This is a genomic window from Pseudomonas sp. RGB (assembly GCF_007713445.1).
Taxonomy (GTDB): Bacteria; Pseudomonadota; Gammaproteobacteria; order Pseudomonadales; family Pseudomonadaceae; genus Aquipseudomonas.
This window is the reverse complement of sequence record NZ_VMSH01000009.1, coordinates 86,394-104,696: the sequence shown is the minus strand read 5'-3', so window position 1 is coordinate 104,696 and position 18,303 is coordinate 86,394. Positions and strand designations below refer to the sequence as shown.

The window sequence follows — 18,303 nt, the reverse complement described above, 5'->3', positions numbered from 1 at the left end:
GATCATCCGTCTTAACCTGTCTAAAATCAGGCCGACTTGAGCAGACAGGTTCCGCAGGCCCTCGATATGTTCAATTTCCCCACCTCAGCAGGACTGTTTGCAGCGTCCACCAACGCTTGAACGTCAGGGCTTGCACCATAACGGCGGACGACACCGACGAACTCTTCAACGTCGTGGCCCTGCAGCTTGATCTTCGGTGCGCCGTCTTGGGTGAATGCTGGTTGAGCGTACTTGTCGGTCGCATGAGCCAGGTGATACAGCTCGTGTTCGATCAGGGCGCAGAACTCAAGGTCGCTGCACTGGGCGCAGTAGTCGGCCGCCAGGGTGATGATGAAGGCCGGCACATCGCCGAACCAATCACGCATCTGTTGCTCCATCCGGGCTTTCTGCCAACCGCCGGCGCGGAACGCTACCTGTTCGGCCTGGCCAAGAACTGTGAGTCCCTGTTTCTCGAAGCTCGACGACGCCCACATGACACGGATACCTGCATCCAGCAAATGGGCATGGTCTTGGTTGTAAAGGCTGCCGGTGTCGGCAAGTATCTCGGCTTGTAGCCAGTCCCATACCTCCGGCGCTGGTGTTAGGCGAATTAGGAAGTCTGGCAGATCGGCCAGATGAAGCGCTGAGGGAGGGGGTCTCGGCCAACTCAAAATCACACCTTTCCAAACTTGAAATAAGTAGCTAATACCTGCAAATATGTGACTCGCATAGCTAAGGAGCAGCAAATGGTGATGTCATGCCATGACCCCCGAAGACTCGTTAAGCATATTGAAAATGCATACCCTGATGCCAGTCGGTCTGCGGTCAATGCGGTCGGAGCCCTACAGTTTGTATTTCCTGATGGCATGGTAATCAACATCTATCCAAAGGGAACCATTCACTTCCAAGGGAAATCCAGCGCCATTCGGGCGAGAGTGGAAGCTCAAATCTCATTTATTAACAGACGATAGCGAGCAGTATCGGTGCTGATTCACCGCTGGCTACCTCAAAGTCACAATCGATCAGGCCGTTTTAGTGGGCAATGGTATTCATTGAGATACCATCTCATAGGCCTGCATGGTGACCATGGAGCAATCCAATGATCAAGCCTTTAGGAACGCTGGTAGACAACGCTGCCGTGGCATCGGCAATAGCCTTGTCGATAGCGCTTACCGCAGTATTGATATCCGGGATCACTGGCGTACTGTGAAGCAGTCGGACGAGGTTGCTCAGTTGCAAAGCCTCGCGCCACGTTTGGGCGCATTCGAAAAATATGGCGCGTTGGGTACGGCGTACCGTTAGCCGCTCGTCACACCAATTAAACTTTCTGAGCGCCAGTGCCGACCTATATTTAGGTGCAAATAAAAAATTTGGAGCGCTAGTGAATAAAGAAGAAATTGAACGAGAGCTTGCCCATGCCGCAAATAATTACAGGCAGCTGGCAAGTACCCTCGCAATGATCAAAGGCACTCCACTTGCTCAAGATCCATCTTTCATAGACCAAATTGAGCACCTCAAAGGTGCAATGATTGCTCTTCAAGCGCAAGTTCGCCGGCTGAGCGTCCTCGATGGAGCAATGCATAGTCCTGCTCGAAGAGGGAAGCACGCGCTGCACCTCGTCAAGCGATAAACGTATAGAGCGATGTTGCACTCACTTACTCTTGCTTATGACGATCTGAGCGTTCATCTAGCCTGCTCAGGAGTCCAGCAACCTAATCTACTTAACTAAGTAGGCAGCGCACCCGCAGTACGCCATCACTGGGGTGCTCGGTTTAGGACTTCATCCGCTTTGTCGGCAGCTTTGGCAGCAGTCGTCGCAGCCTTCGTGGCTTGGTCGGCGGCGGTACCGGTTCGGCGGCTCAGCTCTTCTAGGCGCTTGTCGCGCTCAGTCATGGCGGTGTCGTAGGCTTTTCGCATGTCGGTCACTTGGCTGCTCTGCTTATCAGCGAGCGACCAGTATGCGGCTTGGTAACCCAGTACTGCCCCACCACCCACCAGCACTACAGCAATGGTCCAAACTTCGGCCCGGCGCCACCAGCGGCGTGCGATAAATTCCAATGCGCATCTGTCCATTAGGCGATTCCTCCCAGCTTGGTGCGAAGGCGGGTGATCTCATCGCTCTGCTGCGTCACGCGGTCAGTGAGTTGAGCTACCTGGCTGGTGAGCGCTTCGATCTTACCTTCCATGCGCCCAACGGCAGCTGCCAGGTCATTCCGCTCCTTCGCGAATTGATCGGCGCGGGCCTCGGCTTCTTTGCGAGCGGCGCGCTCCTGGTTCAGCAACTCGTTTAGTCGCTTCAGTGTGCCGATATCGGCGCTGTCCATTGCTCGGTCAGTTGCATCCTTAGAAAGGAACCGGCGCAACCATAGCAGGCCGCCCAGTACCACGGTGGCACTACCGCCCAGCCAGGTAGCTGTGCCTGGGCCTAGGTCAGTAGGGTCCATCTTCACTCCAAACCGCATTTATTCCCATTCTGGGATTCAATAATTGCATGTTCCGCATCATTCAGAAGCGGAGACAAAAAGATATTTCCACACAAAAAATCAGATAATTCCTACATCAATTTTACTTCGGATAGGGAATATTGACGTCGAAATGAGTAATTGAGCAGAGAGGATCGCCTTTTGTTAGTCATTACTAGAACTCCCAATAAGCGCTTGCGTATAGGCGACGAAATCCAAATCAACGTGGCTAAGGTCGTTGAAGATACGGTGTATTTAGCCCTCAGCGCACCCGAACGCATATCAATCAAAGCGGTGAGTGGTATTCACGACGATGAAATACCCAAGCGTCCGAACGGCGCAGTAGAACTTGCTTGAAACGGGGTTAGCAGGCTGCACTCCCTGCTCAGAGCGAGGGGTGGCGGGGCAGAAAACGAAAAAGCCCGCATAATGGCGGGCCAGTTATTACAGCTAGTATCGAAATCCCACTAAAGAAACAGCTCTAAAAAGGGAAAATTATGAGCATTGGATACGTACTAATTGGTATCAAACTTGTCAACCATAGTTCTGGCGCTAATTGGATATCGAATGAAAAGTCAATGACCGTCCGTCAGTTGCGGAAGTACGTTTTTAGCAAATTTAGCAAAGTTGACGACTGATCAACCTGCAAGGCGCTACTCGACCTCGGTCAAGCGGCGCTCCAAAAAAACTTATCCTCTTATCCTTCTCCAGACTCACCAAGTATTTGCAGTTTCATCGCAGAAATTTCTGTTACGAGAACAGTAATGCGAGAAGACTGCGCATCATTCATAACCACCCGCGCAATTTGCTCGATCTGAGTCTGAGCCCTGACCGCGGGTACCTAGCCGCTCACTGGGCTGAATTGAGGGTACAGATCTTTTCTGTGCCTCTTATCGGGAAAAATCCAGCGAATGCTGGGTGCCCGAATAGGGACGTCACAATCAATGAAATTAAAGTGAGGTCGATATTAAATCGACGCCCAACTCAGTGTGCAGATCATGCGGAAGGCCTAGCGCCAAATATTCCAAAAACTTTGGTTGTCGAATATGAGGGACGGCGAGAGGTTCGAAGCAGCACTCCTCTCCATTGGCATTGGCCGGAGAGATCTAGATACGTGCGCACTTTGCTCGGGATCGGGTCGATGAGGACACCTTATCTGCCCCGTTTGCGCAGCGTTCGGAAAAGAAAGCCAGCCATGGATGCGAAAAATGAAGCGGCGCGGTCATTTTTTTCACACAAACTCAAAACGCGTAAGATCGACAGTATGGGCGAATAATCTCTCACTTTCTCACTCGACGCAACTCCATTTTGTGATAAAAGGAGATTTTTTATAGCTACAGTTGCTAAGCATCAAGTATTTCAGGGGAATTGTTAGCGGCTTTAGGCGACCCTAAACATATGAGCTCGCTTTCGGCACCAATCCTACCGAATAAAGCTATGACCATCATAGATAAATGCAGTCGAATTGGTGATGAGCATCTGATATGTTCACACACATATGTGTTCCAAGCGGAGGTGATCATGGATGCTGCCGATTCGACCCCAGATTATGAAGAGGTGCGCTTGAAGCGCGTGGCAGAATTTTGCTCATGCGACCAAGAGAGTGATGAGGTTTTCGAAAAGTTAATCGCTATCACTTCAGAATATTTCAACGCACCGATCGCACTGATATCCATTGTAGATGAGCATAAGCAATGGTTTAGAGCTCGGATTGGAATCCCAGAACACTCAACATCTCGCGGTATTTCGTTCTGCGCGCACTCGCTTTTTGACAAAAACCCTTTAGAGGTTTTAGACGCTAGAATGGACGAACGCTTCAAAGATAACCCTATGGTAAATGGACCACCTTATATTAGGTATTACGCTGGCGCGCCTCTTCTTACAGATGACGGCTTCTCTCTCGGTAGTCTCTGCATTATCGATACATCTCGTAGAGAACCAATGAGCAAACGAGACATGGGAATGCTCGTTTATTTCGCTCAACTCGTAATTATGCGAATGACGGGCTTACGCTCACGCACCTACATTGACCAGCCAACTGGCCTATTTAATCGACTCCGATTGGAAGAAGATATAAGACTCGTCAGCACCACTGACGAAGAACATTATCTTTATGCTGTGGACGTTATCTCACCTAAATTTCTAAACGACGTTGTAAAAGCTCTCGGGTACAGTTTCTCACAGGAACTAATGCTCAACGTCAAGACTCGCCTTCAAGCGATATTACCAAAAGGTTGCGTCTTATATAAAATCAGCCCTACACGATTTGGCTTTCTTCTACATGCGATAGACCCTATAGAGACTCTGTGTATGAAGATACTATCAGATTTTGAACGGCCGGTTGATTGCAAAGGGATTCCCATACAGATGCAGACAGGCATTGGCGTGTTACCTCTTATCGACTCAGGGGAGAAAGACTGGCTTCGCTTAGTGGTTGGAGCTGCTGACGACGCTAGAGTTCGCAATCTGGGATGGTCACTGTATCAACCGAAGTTAGATGCAGCACAGAAACGGGCGTTTGTGCTACTAAGCTCATTATCTGAGGCCGTCCGGTCAGCCAGCCAATTAAATTTGGTTTTCCATCCGAAAGTAAACCTGTCGGATTTTTCCTGCGAAAGTGTTGAGGCGTTAATCCGCTGGACCCACCCGACACTCGGCCCTATAGGTCCAGCTGAATTTATTCCTTTGGCTGAAAAGACTGCATTAATGCGACCTCTGACTTTCTGGGTACTTGATGCAGTTGCCACTCAAGCAAAAGAGTGGAAGGAACAAGGGATTAAATTGAGAGTGGCCATGAACGTAACTGTTGGCGACCTTGAAAATTCGAATTTCGTAGATCGAATCGAAGACCTTATAGGCGAGAGCGACCTTGATCCAGACGATTTAGAGCTGGAATTCACTGAAAGCATGCTTATGTCCGAACCCGTAACGGTAATAGCGCAACTGGAGCGCGCACGAAAATTGGGCATAGAGGTCTCTGTGGACGACTTTGGCACTGGTTACAGCAACTGGTCATATCTACGACAGCTTCCAGTTAACACGGTGAAACTTGACCAATCACTAATTAGCAACCTCAATGCAAATGAAAAAGACAAGCGACTCGTTAAGACATTGATCGAGCTCGCTAAAGGACTGGGATATCGGGTAGTAGCAGAGGGAGTTGAAACCGAAAAGATTCTGTCCCTCATTAGCCAATGGGGCTGCACCGAGGCCCAAGGGTACTTGATTACTAAGCCTCTGAGCGCAGGTCTATTGACCGAGTGGTTGCAACAGGGAGGTTTTAGACCTGAATCTCGATAAGGCGAGAGCACCCAATTTTGTGCTATGCCGAGGCGCCTTTGATCTCTCAGCCTCCGCGCTGAGTCCCGCCTCTATACGCGCTTAGAAAACGTCGACTCCAGCATTGAGAACCTTCAATTCTCCGTCTAGTTTTACTAGACCCAATCAGGGACGACTGAAATCGGAGATAGGATATGCGTGGATATAAGGGAGTATTCGTTGTGGCGTGTCTAGCTGCGGGAATCATGTCACAAGCGGGCATCGCTAGCGCCGAGGGGGATATTGCCACAGACGTGCGCACGGATGTACGTAATGCAGACAAAGACGCTGACCGCGCCGAGCATGATGTTGATAAGGAAGCGAAGCATCTAGAAAACGAGCGGCACAAGGGCGATCGCCACGTAGATAAAGAGATGAAGAAAGAGCTCTAAAAAACATGACCATGGCGGCGGGCAGCCCTAACATCGACTCCCCGCCATCTCAATAGTGCGCCCCATCCTATGCAGCAACAGTTTCAATTAATCCTTCCGCATCGAGCAGGTCTTGAGCAGCGGTCAGCGCAGCATTCACCTGGTCGTCTAACGCTTTACGGATAGACGAACGCCAGCGGTAGCGTGTCGATTCCGGCTTACCATCATTGTCCCAATTAGTAATGTTGTACCAGGCAGCGGGTAGCACCGCGGCGGAGCGCTTGCCCTCGGCACCGGACACCTGCGGGATGGCCCAGGTAAGTACAGCGCACTCACGGAACCGTTTCGGCGCCGGCGTCTTCACCGAGTTCAGCAGTTCCAAAATGGCGCCATGCTTTCGTTCCTGGTGCGTCGAGTACTTAGCCACAAGTGCCCGCCAGTGCGCCGGGCTCAACGCCTTGTGTAGCCGCCCGAACACCCAGCAGTCCTGAAGAAACGCAGCCTCCTTGCCGACGATCTCCCCCTTCTGCTTAGCGCACTGCACCTTCGGTTCAAAGTCGCAGCCGCCGGCGGAAGTGATGGTCTCAGCCGCGAGGGCTCGAACTACTGCTGAAACGACGTTGCGATAGGTCATGCGGCTTCCCCTTTTTTCAGCTCTCTGGTCATTGCCCGGTATTTGGCCTTGATGGCCTTGATCTCATCCACGGTGTACTTGCGCGCCTCATGAGGCCCTTCGATCCATGCGACCTTCTCGGCACCAATGCGCAGCACAAGGCGGATGCGGTACTCCACGGCGTTGCCGGAAAGGTTTCGGTTGCACTTCACGCACTGACGGTGGATGTTCGACGGCTCGAAGCGCAGCTCTGGGCAGGCGCCGACGGATCTATAGTGCCCAGCGTCCCAGCGGCTGCCAGTCATGAGATCGTTGTCAATGGGCGTCGAGTCGCAGCTGATGCATGGCAGGTGCGCGTCACGCAGGCGCACGTACTCGTTCACCGCGGCCTGGGCTTCGCGCAGGTGGTCCGCCCTACTCTTCATCTTCTCCTTGCGGACCTTGATGTCCTTGCGCTCAACGTCGGCCAGCGCCTTTCGTGCCCGGACCTGATTGACCGGCGCATGAGCCAGCGCACAAGCAATTTCACCACAAACCGCCTGGAAGTCTCGAACCGGGGTGAACTTGACCCGGCATACGGCGCAGCACTTCTGGCGGCGCGCCCGGGTCTGGATCCCGCCGGACTTGAGCGGCGTGGTGCGCTTCAGTTCGGTACGCTTCATGCCGCCTCCTTGAATGCTTCAAACTCTGCCATTTCGGTCAGGCGCTCTTCCGTGAGCGTTGGCCAGTCATGCAGCATCAGGTACGCGCAGCACTGGCGCCAGAAGTCTTGGAATGTCTCCTCCCCCATTGAGTCGTACGAGAGACTGCGAGGTGTCTTGCGCGTGAGCTGGCCCAGGCCAGGGATGTCGAACAACTCCTCGTCGCAGTACACGCCCGACTCCAGTTGCAAGGCCTTAATGGCGGCGTGGGACTGCTTGCCAGAGAACCGGTCGATGTTCTGGCTCAGCACCCGGCCCAGGCCGTGGACCAAACCATTGAACCGTGGGTTGCGTGGCTGCTTGAGGTCGGCACGAATCTTCGTGTTTATCCGAAAATCGCGCTCGCGGAGTATCGACCGGTCAGCGTCGGAGGACGGCACGAACGCTGCCACCTCCTTGCCAGTAGCCGGATCGACCAGGCGGCGCAGCACCAGGTACACAGGCATTGGGCGTGGCTTGGCTGGCTTGGTCATGGCCGCTCCTCCCTACCACTACCGCGGAAGCAAAGAGCCAGACCAAAACCAAATACGCCAAGTACCACCACCACACCCAAAGGCCCAGAAAAGAACGCTATTACCAGGCCAACCGCCAGTGCTGGCACGGCGGCGAAGAACAGCCCTGCAAGGAAGTAGCTCATGACGGCTCTCCCTTGCCCATGACGGCGCGTCGACCTTCGTGGAACGCCATTACCTCCTGCATTCCGTTATCCACTGCGACGATCTCGCGGTCGAAGTAGGCCTGGCTGTCGGTCTCACCCTCTGGAGGTAGCTCGCCCGGGCCGGCCAGCGAGTTGTAGATCCACGCCATTGCGGCGGCCGGGCCCTTGCCATGCTCTTCCTCGATGAGGGCCGAGCGCATGGCGAGGAGGTAGCGACCAAACAGCAGATCCAACTCCTTGATACGCATGCGGGCCAACTCGTTCTCTGCCAGCAGCTCCAGCGCCACCTCCTCCACGGTCTTCTCACCCAGGAACTCATCCAGCGCCTCGGTGTTGCGCTTCCAGTCGGCGCAGTCGGCCCGGAATGACGCGGCTTCGGCCCAGAGCAGTTTATGAAGTTGTTGCTTGTCGATGGTCATGCTCGTGACTCTAATTCCTGGGCCTGCTTGATCAGCAGCGCGCGGCGATCCGCCAACTCGTTGGCAGCTGCAATCCGTATTTCGTCCATCTGCTGTGCGCTGGCTTTGCGCATTTCCAGCATCGAGCTCTTAACGATCTCGAGCTTTGCGCGAAGGGCGGGCTCCGGCCGGGTGACGTTGCCAGTGAGCAATCCGGCAATGGCCCGGCCATCTTCGGTGATCGGCTCAACGCTCAGGTCTGCCAGGTACTTCTGGGCGCGTTCGCGCGGGATGCGCTTCAGCTCCATCGCCTTGGTCACAGCCTGCACACGCCGGTTGGCGTCGAAGCCCACGGATACGTGCCAGTTGACCGGCTTCGCATCTTCGCGAGCCTGGCTCACGAACCTCTGGTAGGCGTCAATGAACGCCATGCGCGCGCCGATTTTGTCGCCGCCATCCAAGATGGGTTTCGCGGCTGCCAGGGCCAGCTGGATCTCATCGGTCAGCACCACGGTTTCAAATTCGTCGTTGGTGGTCATGGCGATGGCCCAGGCCTCGTCCTTGCCCGGGCGCCCGTCGGAGGACTGGACGCGCTGCAGGATGTCGGCCATCGCCAGCTTGCCCTTCACCTCGAAGCGGCAAGCCTTCAGTGCGCCTTTCACGACAGGCACCGGATACGCACAGAGGTCTTCAGCCATCATCGCGGCAGTGCCCGGGTTCATTTCCTGGCCCATGGCCTCGGCGGTGGCGCAGATGGCGGCGGCCAGCCCGGCAACCTGCTGGTCATTCATTTCAAAGGTATTCATTGCGGTCACCTGCTTGGCGTTTGGCCATTACCATCTGGGCGGCCTGCTCCGCTGCGGAGTGGTTCGCCTCTGTCCGTTCCATCTGGCGGGCGGTTGTCCCGTTGATACGCTGCCCGGTCACCCACTGGGTGTGATAGCTCTCGGCGTTGGCCAGCAGCTCGTTGAGGCTGTGGCACTTGCGCAGGACGGCCGCATCGCTAGTTTTCAGGAAGTGGGCGGCAACGTGGTGGGCGACATCGGCGCCGAGGCGGTCGACCAGTTGGCCGAGCTGGCCGCCGACCTTGGCGTTCCACACTGGCCAGGCGCTGTAGCGCTTGCGGTACGCCATGGCGTAATTCGCCCAGACCTTGAAGGTTTTGCAGGTCTGGTCTTTGGGGCCAGGCATGTCGGCGGGGATCTCGACCCGTGGGGTATCGGTGCGATCAACGACCAGCACCAAGCCGCGGGAATGAGCCGGAACAACCTCGGCGGGAGCCGGGGGTGCAATTGGTTCATTGACCGGTTCCATGACTGGTTCAAGAGAGTTACTGATTCTGGGTGCAGCTGCTGCACTACCCCCTGGTGCAGGAGATTCACTAGGAGGTGAACCTGCTGCACTACCCGGGTGAATCTGCTGCACTACCCCTGGTGCAGGAGGTGCACCACCCCCTTCGAGGGTCAGGAAGTAAACGTTCGACGAATTCCCTTTTGGGCCTCCCTTCCGGATCTCCTTGCGCAACAGTCCCGCCTCACACAGAGCGGTGATGTGGTTCATGACAGAGCGCTTGCTGATCTCGCACTGATCGGCGATGTGCTGGTAGGACGGCCAGCACTCACCAACGTCGCTGGCGTTGTCGGCCAACTTGATCAGCACCAGCTTGCGCAGTGGATTACCGACGCGAAGTTTCATCGCGGCGACCATAAGGCCCATGCTCACGCAGCACCTCGCATTGCTTTTTCGTGCGTGAACAAGCCGTCCCAGGTCTTCTTCATGGGCAGCTCGCTAGCCAGGTACAGATCGTACAGGCGTGTGGCGCCCTTCTTCAGCAGAACCGGTGTATAGGAGATGAAAGGGTCTTTACCGTGCGGGGTGACTTCGACCTGGTGCTCGGTCATGTACTTGTCGCGTGCATAGGAGCCAACACGGTGACGTAGGCCGGACTTGCTCTCGTTGTAGAGCCAGCTGCGCGCTTCCAGGTACTTGCCCACCTGCATGACGTTGACCCCATTGAGGCCCTTGCAGAACTGGGTGTGGGTCATGCCCTCTTTGAACAAGTTCTCCAAGGAGTGGATCTTCGTCGCCTGCTGCTCGACCTGGGCGGTGAGCATCAAGCGAGCCTTTTCAGACTCCATGGCGATCTGCAGAATTTCGATGGTGGAGAGCTGCTGTGGTTGCGCGACCTGCCCTTCCAGTTCCTGCCATCGGTCAACGAGGGCGGCGGTGAACTCTGGACTGAGTTGCGCGACAACAACGAAGCTGTCGCGCTTGCAGATCAGGTACTCGGCAGCTGGGCGGCCGAGGCCGTCGAGGTATTCCACCATTGGTGGAGAACTAATAACCTTCCGTTCGACCAGTCGCTCGATGGTGCGTTTCACGCTGTCGTGGCGAGATTCGACCAGTTCGGCGATCTCGCGGGAGGTCATAGTTTTGCGCGCCACGTTTTCAGATTGCGGAAAACGTGGCGCGAGATTGGTAGTGCTATTGATATGTGGCTGGTTTTGCATATAATCGGACTCACAAAGTGTTATCGAATTAGCCGACCTCGACCGTCGGCTTTTTTGTGCCTGTAATTCAGCGCCGAAGCACCAACTCCCCACTCTGGTCCCCGCTTCCCCTCTCTTAAAAGCCACTGGATAAAACTCCAGCGACTTCAGGTTTCTTACTTCGCAGACTGTCTGGGCCGATACTGGGTACATGGGCAGCAGGGTTCGCCTGTCAGGCGGCTTGGTTTTTCTTTGTCGCCTTGAACTTTCCCTTGGAAAGAACCTGGATCTGGTACTGCCGGGATTCGGGAATCGTTTCCCCCCACATGGTCACGGCGCTTGGACGGATGCCCAAAGCAAGTGCCAGCTTCGTCTTGCTGCCGAAGAATTCGGCGACTTCATGCGTATTCATTGCGCATCCTCGTTCGAGACTGTCGCAATTTAAGCATGCTTAAGTTATGGCATCAACGGTGTTTTATACCTACTGCATGCTTAAATTCAGTTAACTTAATATTGAGTTCATGGAAAGACACGAACGCATCGCCCGCGCCATACAGGTCAGCGGTAAAAAGAAAGGGGAAATTGCATCGCTTTGCGGCGTTGCTAATTCGGCCGTCACTCAATGGATTACCGGTGAGAGCAAAAGCCTCAGGCCGGAGAACCTTTACGCCCTGGCGAAAGCGACCGGCTTCCGAGCTGAGTGGCTGGCCATTGGCGAGGGTGATGAGCGGGAGGCTTCTGAATCGAACATTTCCCCAGCTGCCCAGCCAACAAAATCATTCCGGTACCCGGTTGTGAGCTGGGTTGCCGCCGGCGCCTGGGCGGAAGCAGTGGAGCCCTACCCGGCTGGAATCTCGGACACCTACGAGTTTTCGGAGTACGACGCCAAAGGCCCAGCTTTCTGGCTGACAGTCAAAGGGGACTCAATGACGGCACCGGCCGGCCAGAGCATTACCGAAGGCACGCTGATTCTGGTGGACACCGAAGCGGAAGTCGCACCAGGTAAGCTGGTCGTGGCCAAGCTGCCGGACAGCAATGAGGCCACGTTCAAGAAGCTGGTCAGTGATGGCGGCCGGTTGTTCCTGAAACCGCTGAACCCGAGCTACCCGATCGAAGCTGTGGATGAGAACTGCCGGATCGTGGGCGTGGTTGTGCAGGCGCTGCAGAAGTTTTACTGATCCGCAAGTGTGCCCGGGGGATATGCCCGAGCGGCAAGCTAAATCGAAATATCGCGAGCTGATTAGCGCTCGTATACACAAGGGAATGTGGTAATGAATGCCTTTCGGATCGCGACTCTAATAGTCGCCTCGCTTTTCATCTCCGGCTGCTACAGCACGCCAAAAGAAAAAACTGAGTACGAAAAACAGATCGACGCAGTACCGATGCCTGTAACGGAAGCTGAACGGGTTGAGCAGTGTCGTAACTTCAAGCAAAGCGCAGATTACCAGCGGACTTTGGATATTTTGCAGTACTCACAGCGATCCAAGCTCGGCGCCTCGTATTTTCAATTTACAGAGTCTCTAGCGCTTTCGCGTCGCCTTAGAGCCATGAAGTGCCCTGGGTATGGGTGGTTTTCCTGATGCTGTTGCCTTGGGTGAGCCAATGACTGCCTGGCGAGAGCAGAGCTTTTGGAGCAAGGCTTGGACCTATGCTCTGCTCGCACTCGTTGCAGTACTCACTATCTATACTGGTGCGAACTGGTCAGACGGGGGATCATCGAATCGCAAGCGGGTATTCAGTCCTAATTTCATTGCTTTGTGCGTTTTCGTGGCTGTGGTTGAGCTTATAGCGCTGAACCACTTCTATGGCGTGCGGATGAGGTGAAGGCGGGAAGGATTGTGCGGGGGAAAGGCTGAGCAAGTGGTGCATCTCTGATTTGTGAGGGCGCCAGCTTGACGCCCGGTATGTAAACTATGCGTCAATCAGCAGTTCGTCATATTCGCCGGCCGCTAAAGCGTCTTCGTCATACTCGTAACCAAGCGACTCGATTTTTAGGCGTTTTTTATACAACCCAAGCTCCTGTCGAGCGTGGCTCACAGCCTCTTCCTTAATGTAATCTTCGTACCCGCTGAACACGGGGTAGTCGTTGAATATGAGTAGAGCATCTAGCTTTCCATGCAGCGAGGCCATAGTCATTGGGCGCTTAGTGAGAGCGGTGCTTTCGGCGTATAGCATGAACTGCTCAGAGAGCAAATGGAGCCGATAAAGCTCTTCGTTATTCAGGTAGTTTTTGCCGGTCTTTGCTTCTTCCAGCGTTGGCGATGTGCCTTTTATGGCTTGCATGCCCATATTCTGAGACTTATGGTTTGCGCGATCGAGGATCAGCTTTGAGCTCGTCATGCCAGTGACTGCGTGATGAAACTTGTCCTGCAGCAGGGCATAGAAGCTTCTGACCTCCTTCGAGAGTGGGTCGTAATCTGATGCGCAAATCCTGAAACATTCTCGGACCTTCGCATAAACCTGCTTTTCTTCAGATCGAAGCGCTCGAACCGCGGCGGCCAGCTTGTTTAGCTTCTCGGGAGACTCGCGGAGAGCCTTCTCGTTGATTACGTAGCCTTGTTCGATGTATGCCTTGAGGGTCTGAGTCGCCCACTGCCGAAACTTTACGGCCCTCTTGGCATTCACCCGATAGCCGACCGAGAGGATCATATCGAGGCTGTAGTGTGCTACATCGGGGCGGATAACTTCGCGACCACCTTCAATTTGAACTGAGGCAAATTTTGCCTTAGTTGCCGTTTTCTCTAGCTCATCATCGGAGTAGATATTTCGAATGTGCTTTCGAGCATTTGATACGTCCACACCAAACAAGTCGGCTATGTTTTGACTGGTAGCCCAAATTGATTGGTCATCAGATTCGAAACGGAGGCTTACCTCAGTATTCTCATCACTAAAAAACACTGTGTTCTCTGAGGTTTCAGTCCCACCATTACCTCCCAGTTCCATTGACATAATACGCTCCGAATGTGGGTTGCTCGATTCAGCAAGGAGCTATTTTGCCATCAATTGATTGAGCACATATAGCGCAGCGCCGGGCTTCTTGTCTCAGCCCTTCGTCGTGCCACCACTGAGCTGGCGATCCGCGTGATTGCACACTGGCTGCGCTGATGGATCGGCGCCCCTGGCATTACAGAAAGCCCGCCATCGAGCGGGCTTTTCTTTGTCTGCGATTTGGAGGGCCAACACTCGCCCTCCCCGTCTTACCCGACAACGGCTATACACGCCCACCTTCAAAATGACACGATAACGTCTCGCCTTTGTAAGTAGGAATACAGGATGTTCAGTCACGTAACCGTTGGGACAAACGATCTTGATAAGGCCTCGATCTTCTATGACGCCGTGCTGATCCCCCTGGGGCTCTGCCGCAGGCCTGTGACGCCTGATGGCGGACCACCTTCGGCATGCTGGATTAAGCCAGATAGCGTTCTCCCTCGCTTTTACGTGTACAGCCCTTATGACCGCAATGAAGCCGGAGCAGGGAATGGCAGCATGGTGGCTTTCACCGCACCCTCTCCAAATGCGGTAGACAGCGCCTATGCAGCTGGGCTTCTTGCGGGCGGATCTGATGAAGGTGAACCTGGCCAACGTCCCCACTACGGTGACGGTTACTACGGTGCGTACCTGCGTGATCCAGATGGCAACAAGGTGCATATCGCTCATCGTGGAGATTTGTACTTGGCGGGGTAGAAGCCGCTCACAGTATTCACGTGACGCCCGCCATCGAGCGGGCTTTTTGCTGTCTGAAATTTGATCGCGTGAAACGTTGCCGCAGGAGGATTTCTTGTATCTCTAATTCACTACCCGCTACAAGATGCTCGCTCCCCAGCCGCGCTCAGTATGATTAGATCAAACCACACGAAGAGGCGATCTTTATGATCGCCTCTCCTCATCGCGACGCATTCAAGTCCAGGTCCGTTATCGCGGTCCGCTACCGGGACCACCGCCAGGGCCCCCGCCAGGCCCGCCACCTTGACCGTGGCCACCGTGACCACCATCGCCACCACCTCCTGGCGGCATAAAAATCCAGCATCCCGACAGAGAAGACAGCAGAGCAACAACTGCTGCAACCTTGACCAATCGATTTAAAGTCATAACTACGCTCTCTATTCAGGAACAGTTGATTCGCGTGATTTATGACAGCTGAAGAATGGGTTACGTCATATTTTTCGTGTAGCGACTTGGTAAGCTTTGTGTTGCAAACGACAAGGACCAAAAGCAGCAGCCAGCACAGCGCAGGCTTTCTGCTTTTGCGACATCCTTTTCACCTGGCATTTACAGGGGCGGGGCCAAACTCCCCCTACTCCTCCGAAGAATTCCCTTTAGGCCCGCCCATAAGCGGGCTTTTTTTTGCCTGTCAAAAATGCCCCCTTAAAAATATGCATTTATGCATGAAACTTCGTGCCGCCCTCTTGCCAATACATGACAGTATCAATACTGTATATGTATACAGTGCTAACAAGGAGCGAAGCATGATCCAGGCCCCCTACTCCATACCGAAACCGCGAAATTCCTACGAGCTTGTGGGCCACCGCCTACAACGCATAATCGCCTCCCCTCGAGTACAGCGGATTCAGTTGGTCGAGGTATCCAGGCGCGACGACGAAAGCCCTGAAGCCTGGTGCCAAGTCATCCAAGACATCGGCGAAACCGCCGGAATAAGAATCGAGCATTTGGGTGACGGCGCCGTTCGAATCGGCTGGCGCGAGTACTGCGACGCATAAAGGAGCCCGCCAAAGAGCGGGTTTTTTAACGACTTGAATTTCAGCATTCTGAATTATTAATTTCAGCATGCTTGACACTTCAATTTCAGCTTGCTTAAATTCAACTCAAGCCAGCAACGCACACCGCCGGCGAGCAGCGAGAGCTGCGCCGCTCTTTAACAGTCAGCGCAATACAGAAATACCAACAGACCGCATTGCCTCTACCGGCGACCGGCGATCAGACGGGTCAGATAGCCCGCCCACGACAGGAACACCCTGTACGGCTGATCGAGAGCGAAACGCTCGAACCGTGCGAATGACCCGGCAAGCAATGCGCCCCGCGAATCCCAGCGGTAGAAGGGAGACTCAATTGAACAGAATTAGCGGTCCCGATAGCCTCGGCTGGGAACGCCGGACCTCATGCACGCTGCCCCACTCAGCCAGGGCATTCAGAGCTGTAGCGTGCATGTTGTAAGGACCTGTGATCCATGGCGAACAGATGCTGTTTGACGCTGTGAGTAGGAAGCTCGAAGCCCACACCGAAGACGACCGGCCTGCCCTGCAATCAGCAGCGGGCAACGGGCCACACCGCTAACGCAACAACCCCGGCCTGACGCCAGTAGCGAGGTCGGGGGTTTCACCGATAGTCCTTGGCAGCAGGGACTAACGGGAAACCAACCGAGGGTCACCACGATGGAAGCAACAATCATCAACGGTTCATGGAAGGGTCACCTCGGACGTGGCCTTGCGCCGCGAGAGCTTCAGTTTCTGCTTTGGATTGCCCAGGGATTTACTTCGAAAGAGATCGCCCGGGAAGCAGGCATTGAAGCTGGCACCGTCAAAAAGCGCCTGACCAATGCGATGTTCAAGCTGGGCGTGACGAAGCGTACTGCTTTGGTGGCTGAGGCCATGAAGCGCCAGATCATCACGCCGTTGTGCTTTGTTCTGGCGGCGCTGATCGCGATGCACTCGATGATCAGTGACGACTCGCTGCGTCGTGATCGCCGGGCGCCGGAACGGCGAATGGCTCAGATGCGGATGGTACGTCGGACTGAGTGCGCTGAATTGACTGTATGAGCAGGTGCTACCGATTTTGCCGAGAACTGATTAGCTGCTGGCATCTATCAGCCATCTGAGGGAGGGACTCAGCCACATCAGACAGCACGCGGTACATCTCATGCTCGTCGGGAAACGGGTATACCTCGAGGTTGAGAGCGATCTGAATCTTGCGTAGATCTGTGCCTTCAACGAGCCAGCGCTCAGATGTGCGAGTCATCGCTGATCCGTTGTCATCCGTCTGCCAAGCAAGAAAATCAAATAGCCTAGCGACCTGCAGAAACGATATCGAGTCAGGGATATCGGCAAAAAGCCGATCAGCCAAATTCTCCTCCCCAAACTCAACCACTACTGCACGGACAGCGCTGAACGCTTCAGTGTATTCGGGCTCGCTGCTCTCTGCTGCGATCACGTTTAACGCCCTTTCAACAACCTGATGCATAGCAATTCCTTGCTCCGATAAGGAGTGTCGATGCTACCAGCCTTCAGTACGACTCGCTAAACGGCCAGCGCCGCGGCAGCCGTGAAAGACCGGCCCCCTTCCCCACCTCTATTACGTCAGCACTCCTCCCCCGCGCCCATCGGCAACCAGCGGTAGGCATGAGTGTTGACGAATACAGGTGAACAACCCGCCACCTTGGAGGCGACCATGAACGCAGCATTGAATATTTGCCAGGAGCGTTACGACGCTCAGTTGCCTCCAGAGGTCAGCGATAGCGACGAGGTGACGGACTGGCTTGAGCATTCGGCGGAGCGCCTAGTGTGCGGCGTCGACATCAAGTGGAAGCGCCGCTACGGCCAGCCCCAAGTGGTGACGTTCGATCGGTTCTGCACGGTCCTGCAGGGCCACCTGAACCAGCGCCAAATCGACGGTCTGGACCAGCGTGATTCGTTTGCCCGGCTGCTGCTGTCGGCGATGCTCGGCAGCCAGAGCGATGCCCGGTCTCACGCCGCAGACCTGCTGGGCCAGCAACGGCCGATTGAAGCGGTCGAGAAGATCGCTGTAGCGCTGCTGAGGCCGTATGCCGAAGACGCAGTAGCTGCGGAAAGGGAAGAGCGCGAAGACGACGTGGATGCCGATGTATGAGCCCGCACATCTTGATCGACGAAGCGCTGGAGGCGCTTGAACACCCAAGCTGCGAGCCCGGCTCCCAAGCCGTCGTGGCACGGATGATCACCAACATGCTTACCGGCGACGCGATCACCGTCGAAGAATTCAACCACTACTGCCAGCGCCTGCTGAAGATCACCAGGCAGCGCAAGGAGGCCGCATGACCACCGCACCGGTTAAATCGCTGATTGATGAGCAGCTTGAAGACGTTGAGTCAAAGCTGATCATGCTGGGCTTCGGCCTCCCCTTCAATGAAGTGATCGGCCAGCCGCGTGAGCGTGCTGTGGCCACCTTGCCGAAGCGCCTGGCGGCGACCATGAAGGGCGGTCGAATTGCGGTGAGGGTTCGGCCGTGACCACCCGCCAGCGCACCCGGCGTCTGCTCATCTGGCGCGGCTCCTTCTCTGCCCTCGCAGTCTTCACCCTCCTGATGTTGCTCAGCGCTCTCGCT

Annotated in this window: 26 protein-coding genes; 12 read left to right on the top strand and 14 right to left on the bottom strand. The window is 54.9% G+C overall.

Translation table 11 applies throughout. The features are described from left to right. Nucleotides 1-26 precede the first annotated feature (26 nt). Complete coding sequence (locus FPT15_RS19570; RefSeq protein ID WP_145164111.1) at nt 27-650, bottom strand: putative metallopeptidase; 624 nt, start codon at nt 648-650, stop codon at nt 27-29. A 710-nt stretch (nt 651-1,360) separates the two neighbouring features. On the opposite strand from FPT15_RS19570, the gene FPT15_RS19565 reads away from it, so the two are divergent. Next, complete coding sequence (locus tag FPT15_RS19565) at nt 1,361-1,609, top strand: hypothetical protein (RefSeq protein ID WP_145163866.1); 249 nt, start codon at nt 1,361-1,363, stop codon at nt 1,607-1,609. 125 nt (nt 1,610-1,734) lie between these two features. On the opposite strand, the gene FPT15_RS19560 is transcribed toward FPT15_RS19565, so the two are convergent. Beyond that, a complete protein-coding gene (locus FPT15_RS19560; protein WP_145163864.1) occupies nt 1,735-2,052 on the bottom strand; it encodes a hypothetical protein in 318 nt (105 codons plus the stop codon). Further along, nucleotides 2,052-2,423: a chemotaxis protein gene (locus FPT15_RS19555; protein ID WP_025856073.1), complete on the bottom strand. Its 372-nt coding sequence runs from the start codon at nt 2,421-2,423 to the stop codon at nt 2,052-2,054. Before FPT15_RS19555 ends, FPT15_RS19560 begins: the two co-directional genes overlap by 1 nt. A gap of 159 nt (nt 2,424-2,582) precedes the next feature. On the opposite strand from FPT15_RS19555, the gene FPT15_RS30405 reads away from it, so the two are divergent. The 3 genes from FPT15_RS30405 to FPT15_RS19540 all read left to right on the top strand — a co-directional run bounded on the left by FPT15_RS30405 (nt 2,583) and on the right by FPT15_RS19540 (nt 6,151). After that, nucleotides 2,583-2,798: a carbon storage regulator gene (locus tag FPT15_RS30405; protein ID WP_145163863.1), complete on the top strand. Its 216-nt coding sequence runs from the start codon at nt 2,583-2,585 to the stop codon at nt 2,796-2,798. A 1,164-nt stretch (nt 2,799-3,962) separates the two neighbouring features. Beyond that, on the top strand, nt 3,963-5,741 hold the full coding sequence (locus tag FPT15_RS19545) for a GGDEF and EAL domain-containing protein (RefSeq protein WP_145163861.1): 1,779 nt from the start codon (nt 3,963-3,965) through the stop codon (nt 5,739-5,741). Between the two features lie 173 nt (nt 5,742-5,914). After that, the gene (locus FPT15_RS19540) at nt 5,915-6,151 is read left to right on the top strand and encodes a hypothetical protein (RefSeq protein WP_145163859.1); all 237 of its coding nucleotides are present in this window, start codon (nt 5,915-5,917) and stop codon (nt 6,149-6,151) included. A 67-nt stretch (nt 6,152-6,218) separates the two neighbouring features. Here the strand turns inward: FPT15_RS19540 and FPT15_RS19535 are convergent, their stop codons facing one another. The 9 genes from FPT15_RS19535 to FPT15_RS19500 all read right to left on the bottom strand — a co-directional run bounded on the left by FPT15_RS19535 (nt 6,219) and on the right by FPT15_RS19500 (nt 11,401). Further along, nucleotides 6,219-6,764 (bottom strand): hypothetical protein, encoded by a 546-nt coding sequence (locus FPT15_RS19535; protein ID WP_145163857.1) that lies wholly within the window; start codon nt 6,762-6,764, stop codon nt 6,219-6,221. Beyond that, a complete protein-coding gene (locus tag FPT15_RS19530; RefSeq protein ID WP_145163855.1) occupies nt 6,761-7,405 on the bottom strand; it encodes a recombination protein NinG in 645 nt (214 codons plus the stop codon). The genes FPT15_RS19535 and FPT15_RS19530 overlap by 4 nt, the downstream gene beginning before the upstream one ends. Next, the gene (locus FPT15_RS19525) at nt 7,402-7,917 is read right to left on the bottom strand and encodes a hypothetical protein (protein WP_145163853.1); all 516 of its coding nucleotides are present in this window, start codon (nt 7,915-7,917) and stop codon (nt 7,402-7,404) included. The genes FPT15_RS19530 and FPT15_RS19525 overlap by 4 nt, the downstream gene beginning before the upstream one ends. Continuing rightward, a complete protein-coding gene (locus FPT15_RS29830) occupies nt 7,914-8,081 on the bottom strand; it encodes a hypothetical protein (protein WP_178119725.1) in 168 nt (55 codons plus the stop codon). The genes FPT15_RS19525 and FPT15_RS29830 overlap by 4 nt, the downstream gene beginning before the upstream one ends. After that, entirely contained in the window at nt 8,078-8,521 is a 444-nt protein-coding gene (locus FPT15_RS19520) for a hypothetical protein (RefSeq protein WP_145163851.1), read from the bottom strand. The genes FPT15_RS29830 and FPT15_RS19520 overlap by 4 nt, the downstream gene beginning before the upstream one ends. Then, on the bottom strand, nt 8,518-9,306 hold the full coding sequence (locus FPT15_RS19515) for a hypothetical protein (RefSeq protein WP_145163849.1): 789 nt from the start codon (nt 9,304-9,306) through the stop codon (nt 8,518-8,520). The genes FPT15_RS19520 and FPT15_RS19515 overlap by 4 nt, the downstream gene beginning before the upstream one ends. Then, nucleotides 9,293-10,222: a helix-turn-helix domain-containing protein gene (locus FPT15_RS19510; protein WP_145163847.1), complete on the bottom strand. Its 930-nt coding sequence runs from the start codon at nt 10,220-10,222 to the stop codon at nt 9,293-9,295. Before FPT15_RS19510 ends, FPT15_RS19515 begins: the two co-directional genes overlap by 14 nt. Further along, nucleotides 10,219-11,010 carry a Rha family transcriptional regulator gene (locus FPT15_RS19505; RefSeq protein WP_256676496.1) on the bottom strand — a complete coding sequence of 264 codons (792 nt, stop codon included), beginning with the start codon at nt 11,008-11,010 and terminating at the stop codon, nt 10,219-10,221. The genes FPT15_RS19510 and FPT15_RS19505 overlap by 4 nt, the downstream gene beginning before the upstream one ends. Before the next feature lie 211 nt (nt 11,011-11,221). After that, nucleotides 11,222-11,401 carry a Cro/CI family transcriptional regulator gene (locus FPT15_RS19500; RefSeq protein ID WP_145163843.1) on the bottom strand — a complete coding sequence of 60 codons (180 nt, stop codon included), beginning with the start codon at nt 11,399-11,401 and terminating at the stop codon, nt 11,222-11,224. Between the two features lie 109 nt (nt 11,402-11,510). Between FPT15_RS19500 and FPT15_RS19495 the strand changes: the two genes are divergently transcribed. Further along, nucleotides 11,511-12,167, top strand: a complete 657-nt coding sequence (locus FPT15_RS19495) for a LexA family transcriptional regulator (protein WP_145163841.1) — start codon at nt 11,511-11,513, stop codon at nt 12,165-12,167. A gap of 424 nt (nt 12,168-12,591) precedes the next feature. Further along, nucleotides 12,592-12,813 (top strand): hypothetical protein, encoded by a 222-nt coding sequence (locus FPT15_RS30125; protein WP_145164109.1) that lies wholly within the window; start codon nt 12,592-12,594, stop codon nt 12,811-12,813. Nucleotides 12,814-12,900: 87 nt separating this feature from the next. Here the strand turns inward: FPT15_RS30125 and rhuM are convergent, their stop codons facing one another. Next, the gene (gene rhuM, locus FPT15_RS19480; RefSeq protein WP_145163837.1) at nt 12,901-13,938 is read right to left on the bottom strand and encodes a RhuM family protein; all 1,038 of its coding nucleotides are present in this window, start codon (nt 13,936-13,938) and stop codon (nt 12,901-12,903) included. Nucleotides 13,939-14,262: 324 nt separating this feature from the next. On the opposite strand from rhuM, the gene FPT15_RS19475 reads away from it, so the two are divergent. The 3 genes from FPT15_RS19475 to FPT15_RS19465 all read left to right on the top strand — a co-directional run bounded on the left by FPT15_RS19475 (nt 14,263) and on the right by FPT15_RS19465 (nt 16,763). Then, nucleotides 14,263-14,673, top strand: coding sequence for a VOC family protein (locus FPT15_RS19475; RefSeq protein WP_145163834.1), 411 nt, complete (start codon nt 14,263-14,265; stop codon nt 14,671-14,673). A gap of 782 nt (nt 14,674-15,455) precedes the next feature. Then, nucleotides 15,456-15,707, top strand: coding sequence for a DUF1654 domain-containing protein (locus FPT15_RS19470; RefSeq protein ID WP_145163832.1), 252 nt, complete (start codon nt 15,456-15,458; stop codon nt 15,705-15,707). 672 nt (nt 15,708-16,379) lie between these two features. After that, a complete protein-coding gene (locus FPT15_RS19465) occupies nt 16,380-16,763 on the top strand; it encodes a response regulator transcription factor (protein WP_145163830.1) in 384 nt (127 codons plus the stop codon). A 7-nt stretch (nt 16,764-16,770) separates the two neighbouring features. On the opposite strand, the gene FPT15_RS19460 is transcribed toward FPT15_RS19465, so the two are convergent. Continuing rightward, nucleotides 16,771-17,184, bottom strand: coding sequence for a hypothetical protein (locus FPT15_RS19460; RefSeq protein WP_145163828.1), 414 nt, complete (start codon nt 17,182-17,184; stop codon nt 16,771-16,773). A gap of 207 nt (nt 17,185-17,391) precedes the next feature. Between FPT15_RS19460 and FPT15_RS19455 the strand changes: the two genes are divergently transcribed. The 3 genes from FPT15_RS19455 to FPT15_RS19445 are packed head-to-tail and all read left to right on the top strand — an operon-like array spanning nt 17,392 to nt 18,208. After that, on the top strand, nt 17,392-17,829 hold the full coding sequence (locus FPT15_RS19455; RefSeq protein ID WP_145163826.1) for a hypothetical protein: 438 nt from the start codon (nt 17,392-17,394) through the stop codon (nt 17,827-17,829). Continuing rightward, nucleotides 17,826-18,017 (top strand): hypothetical protein, encoded by a 192-nt coding sequence (locus FPT15_RS19450; RefSeq protein WP_145163824.1) that lies wholly within the window; start codon nt 17,826-17,828, stop codon nt 18,015-18,017. The genes FPT15_RS19455 and FPT15_RS19450 overlap by 4 nt, the downstream gene beginning before the upstream one ends. Beyond that, nucleotides 18,014-18,208: a hypothetical protein gene (locus tag FPT15_RS19445; RefSeq protein WP_145163822.1), complete on the top strand. Its 195-nt coding sequence runs from the start codon at nt 18,014-18,016 to the stop codon at nt 18,206-18,208. Before FPT15_RS19450 ends, FPT15_RS19445 begins: the two co-directional genes overlap by 4 nt. The last annotated feature ends 95 nt before the right edge of the window (nt 18,209-18,303 follow it).

What these genes read in the sequence shown, in the direction of transcription:
- FPT15_RS19560 (WP_145163864.1), bottom strand. Translation starts at nt 2,052, where the DNA reads ATGGACAGATGCGCATTGGAATTTATCGCACGCCGCTGGTGGCGCCGG.
- FPT15_RS19555 (WP_025856073.1), bottom strand. Translation starts at nt 2,423, where the DNA reads ATGGACCCTACTGACCTAGGCCCAGGCACAGCTACCTGGCTGGGCGGT.
- FPT15_RS19545 (WP_145163861.1), top strand. Translation starts at nt 3,963, where the DNA reads ATGGATGCTGCCGATTCGACCCCAGATTATGAAGAGGTGCGCTTGAAG.
- FPT15_RS19540 (WP_145163859.1), top strand. Translation starts at nt 5,915, where the DNA reads ATGCGTGGATATAAGGGAGTATTCGTTGTGGCGTGTCTAGCTGCGGGA.
- FPT15_RS19535 (WP_145163857.1), bottom strand. Translation starts at nt 6,764, where the DNA reads ATGACCTATCGCAACGTCGTTTCAGCAGTAGTTCGAGCCCTCGCGGCT.
- FPT15_RS19530 (WP_145163855.1), bottom strand. Translation starts at nt 7,405, where the DNA reads ATGAAGCGTACCGAACTGAAGCGCACCACGCCGCTCAAGTCCGGCGGG.
- FPT15_RS19525 (WP_145163853.1), bottom strand. Translation starts at nt 7,917, where the DNA reads ATGACCAAGCCAGCCAAGCCACGCCCAATGCCTGTGTACCTGGTGCTG.
- FPT15_RS29830 (WP_178119725.1), bottom strand. Translation starts at nt 8,081, where the DNA reads ATGAGCTACTTCCTTGCAGGGCTGTTCTTCGCCGCCGTGCCAGCACTG.
- FPT15_RS19520 (WP_145163851.1), bottom strand. Translation starts at nt 8,521, where the DNA reads ATGACCATCGACAAGCAACAACTTCATAAACTGCTCTGGGCCGAAGCC.
- FPT15_RS19515 (WP_145163849.1), bottom strand. Translation starts at nt 9,306, where the DNA reads ATGAATACCTTTGAAATGAATGACCAGCAGGTTGCCGGGCTGGCCGCC.
- FPT15_RS19505 (WP_256676496.1), bottom strand. Translation starts at nt 11,010, where the DNA reads ATGCAAAACCAGCCACATATCAATAGCACTACCAATCTCGCGCCACGT.
- FPT15_RS19500 (WP_145163843.1), bottom strand. Translation starts at nt 11,401, where the DNA reads ATGAATACGCATGAAGTCGCCGAATTCTTCGGCAGCAAGACGAAGCTG.
- FPT15_RS19495 (WP_145163841.1), top strand. Translation starts at nt 11,511, where the DNA reads ATGGAAAGACACGAACGCATCGCCCGCGCCATACAGGTCAGCGGTAAA.
- FPT15_RS30125 (WP_145164109.1), top strand. Translation starts at nt 12,592, where the DNA reads ATGACTGCCTGGCGAGAGCAGAGCTTTTGGAGCAAGGCTTGGACCTAT.
- rhuM (WP_145163837.1), bottom strand. Translation starts at nt 13,938, where the DNA reads ATGTCAATGGAACTGGGAGGTAATGGTGGGACTGAAACCTCAGAGAAC.
- FPT15_RS19475 (WP_145163834.1), top strand. Translation starts at nt 14,263, where the DNA reads ATGTTCAGTCACGTAACCGTTGGGACAAACGATCTTGATAAGGCCTCG.
- FPT15_RS19470 (WP_145163832.1), top strand. Translation starts at nt 15,456, where the DNA reads ATGATCCAGGCCCCCTACTCCATACCGAAACCGCGAAATTCCTACGAG.
- FPT15_RS19465 (WP_145163830.1), top strand. Translation starts at nt 16,380, where the DNA reads ATGGAAGCAACAATCATCAACGGTTCATGGAAGGGTCACCTCGGACGT.
- FPT15_RS19460 (WP_145163828.1), bottom strand. Translation starts at nt 17,184, where the DNA reads ATGCATCAGGTTGTTGAAAGGGCGTTAAACGTGATCGCAGCAGAGAGC.
- FPT15_RS19455 (WP_145163826.1), top strand. Translation starts at nt 17,392, where the DNA reads ATGAACGCAGCATTGAATATTTGCCAGGAGCGTTACGACGCTCAGTTG.
- FPT15_RS19450 (WP_145163824.1), top strand. Translation starts at nt 17,826, where the DNA reads ATGAGCCCGCACATCTTGATCGACGAAGCGCTGGAGGCGCTTGAACAC.
- FPT15_RS19445 (WP_145163822.1), top strand. Translation starts at nt 18,014, where the DNA reads ATGACCACCGCACCGGTTAAATCGCTGATTGATGAGCAGCTTGAAGAC.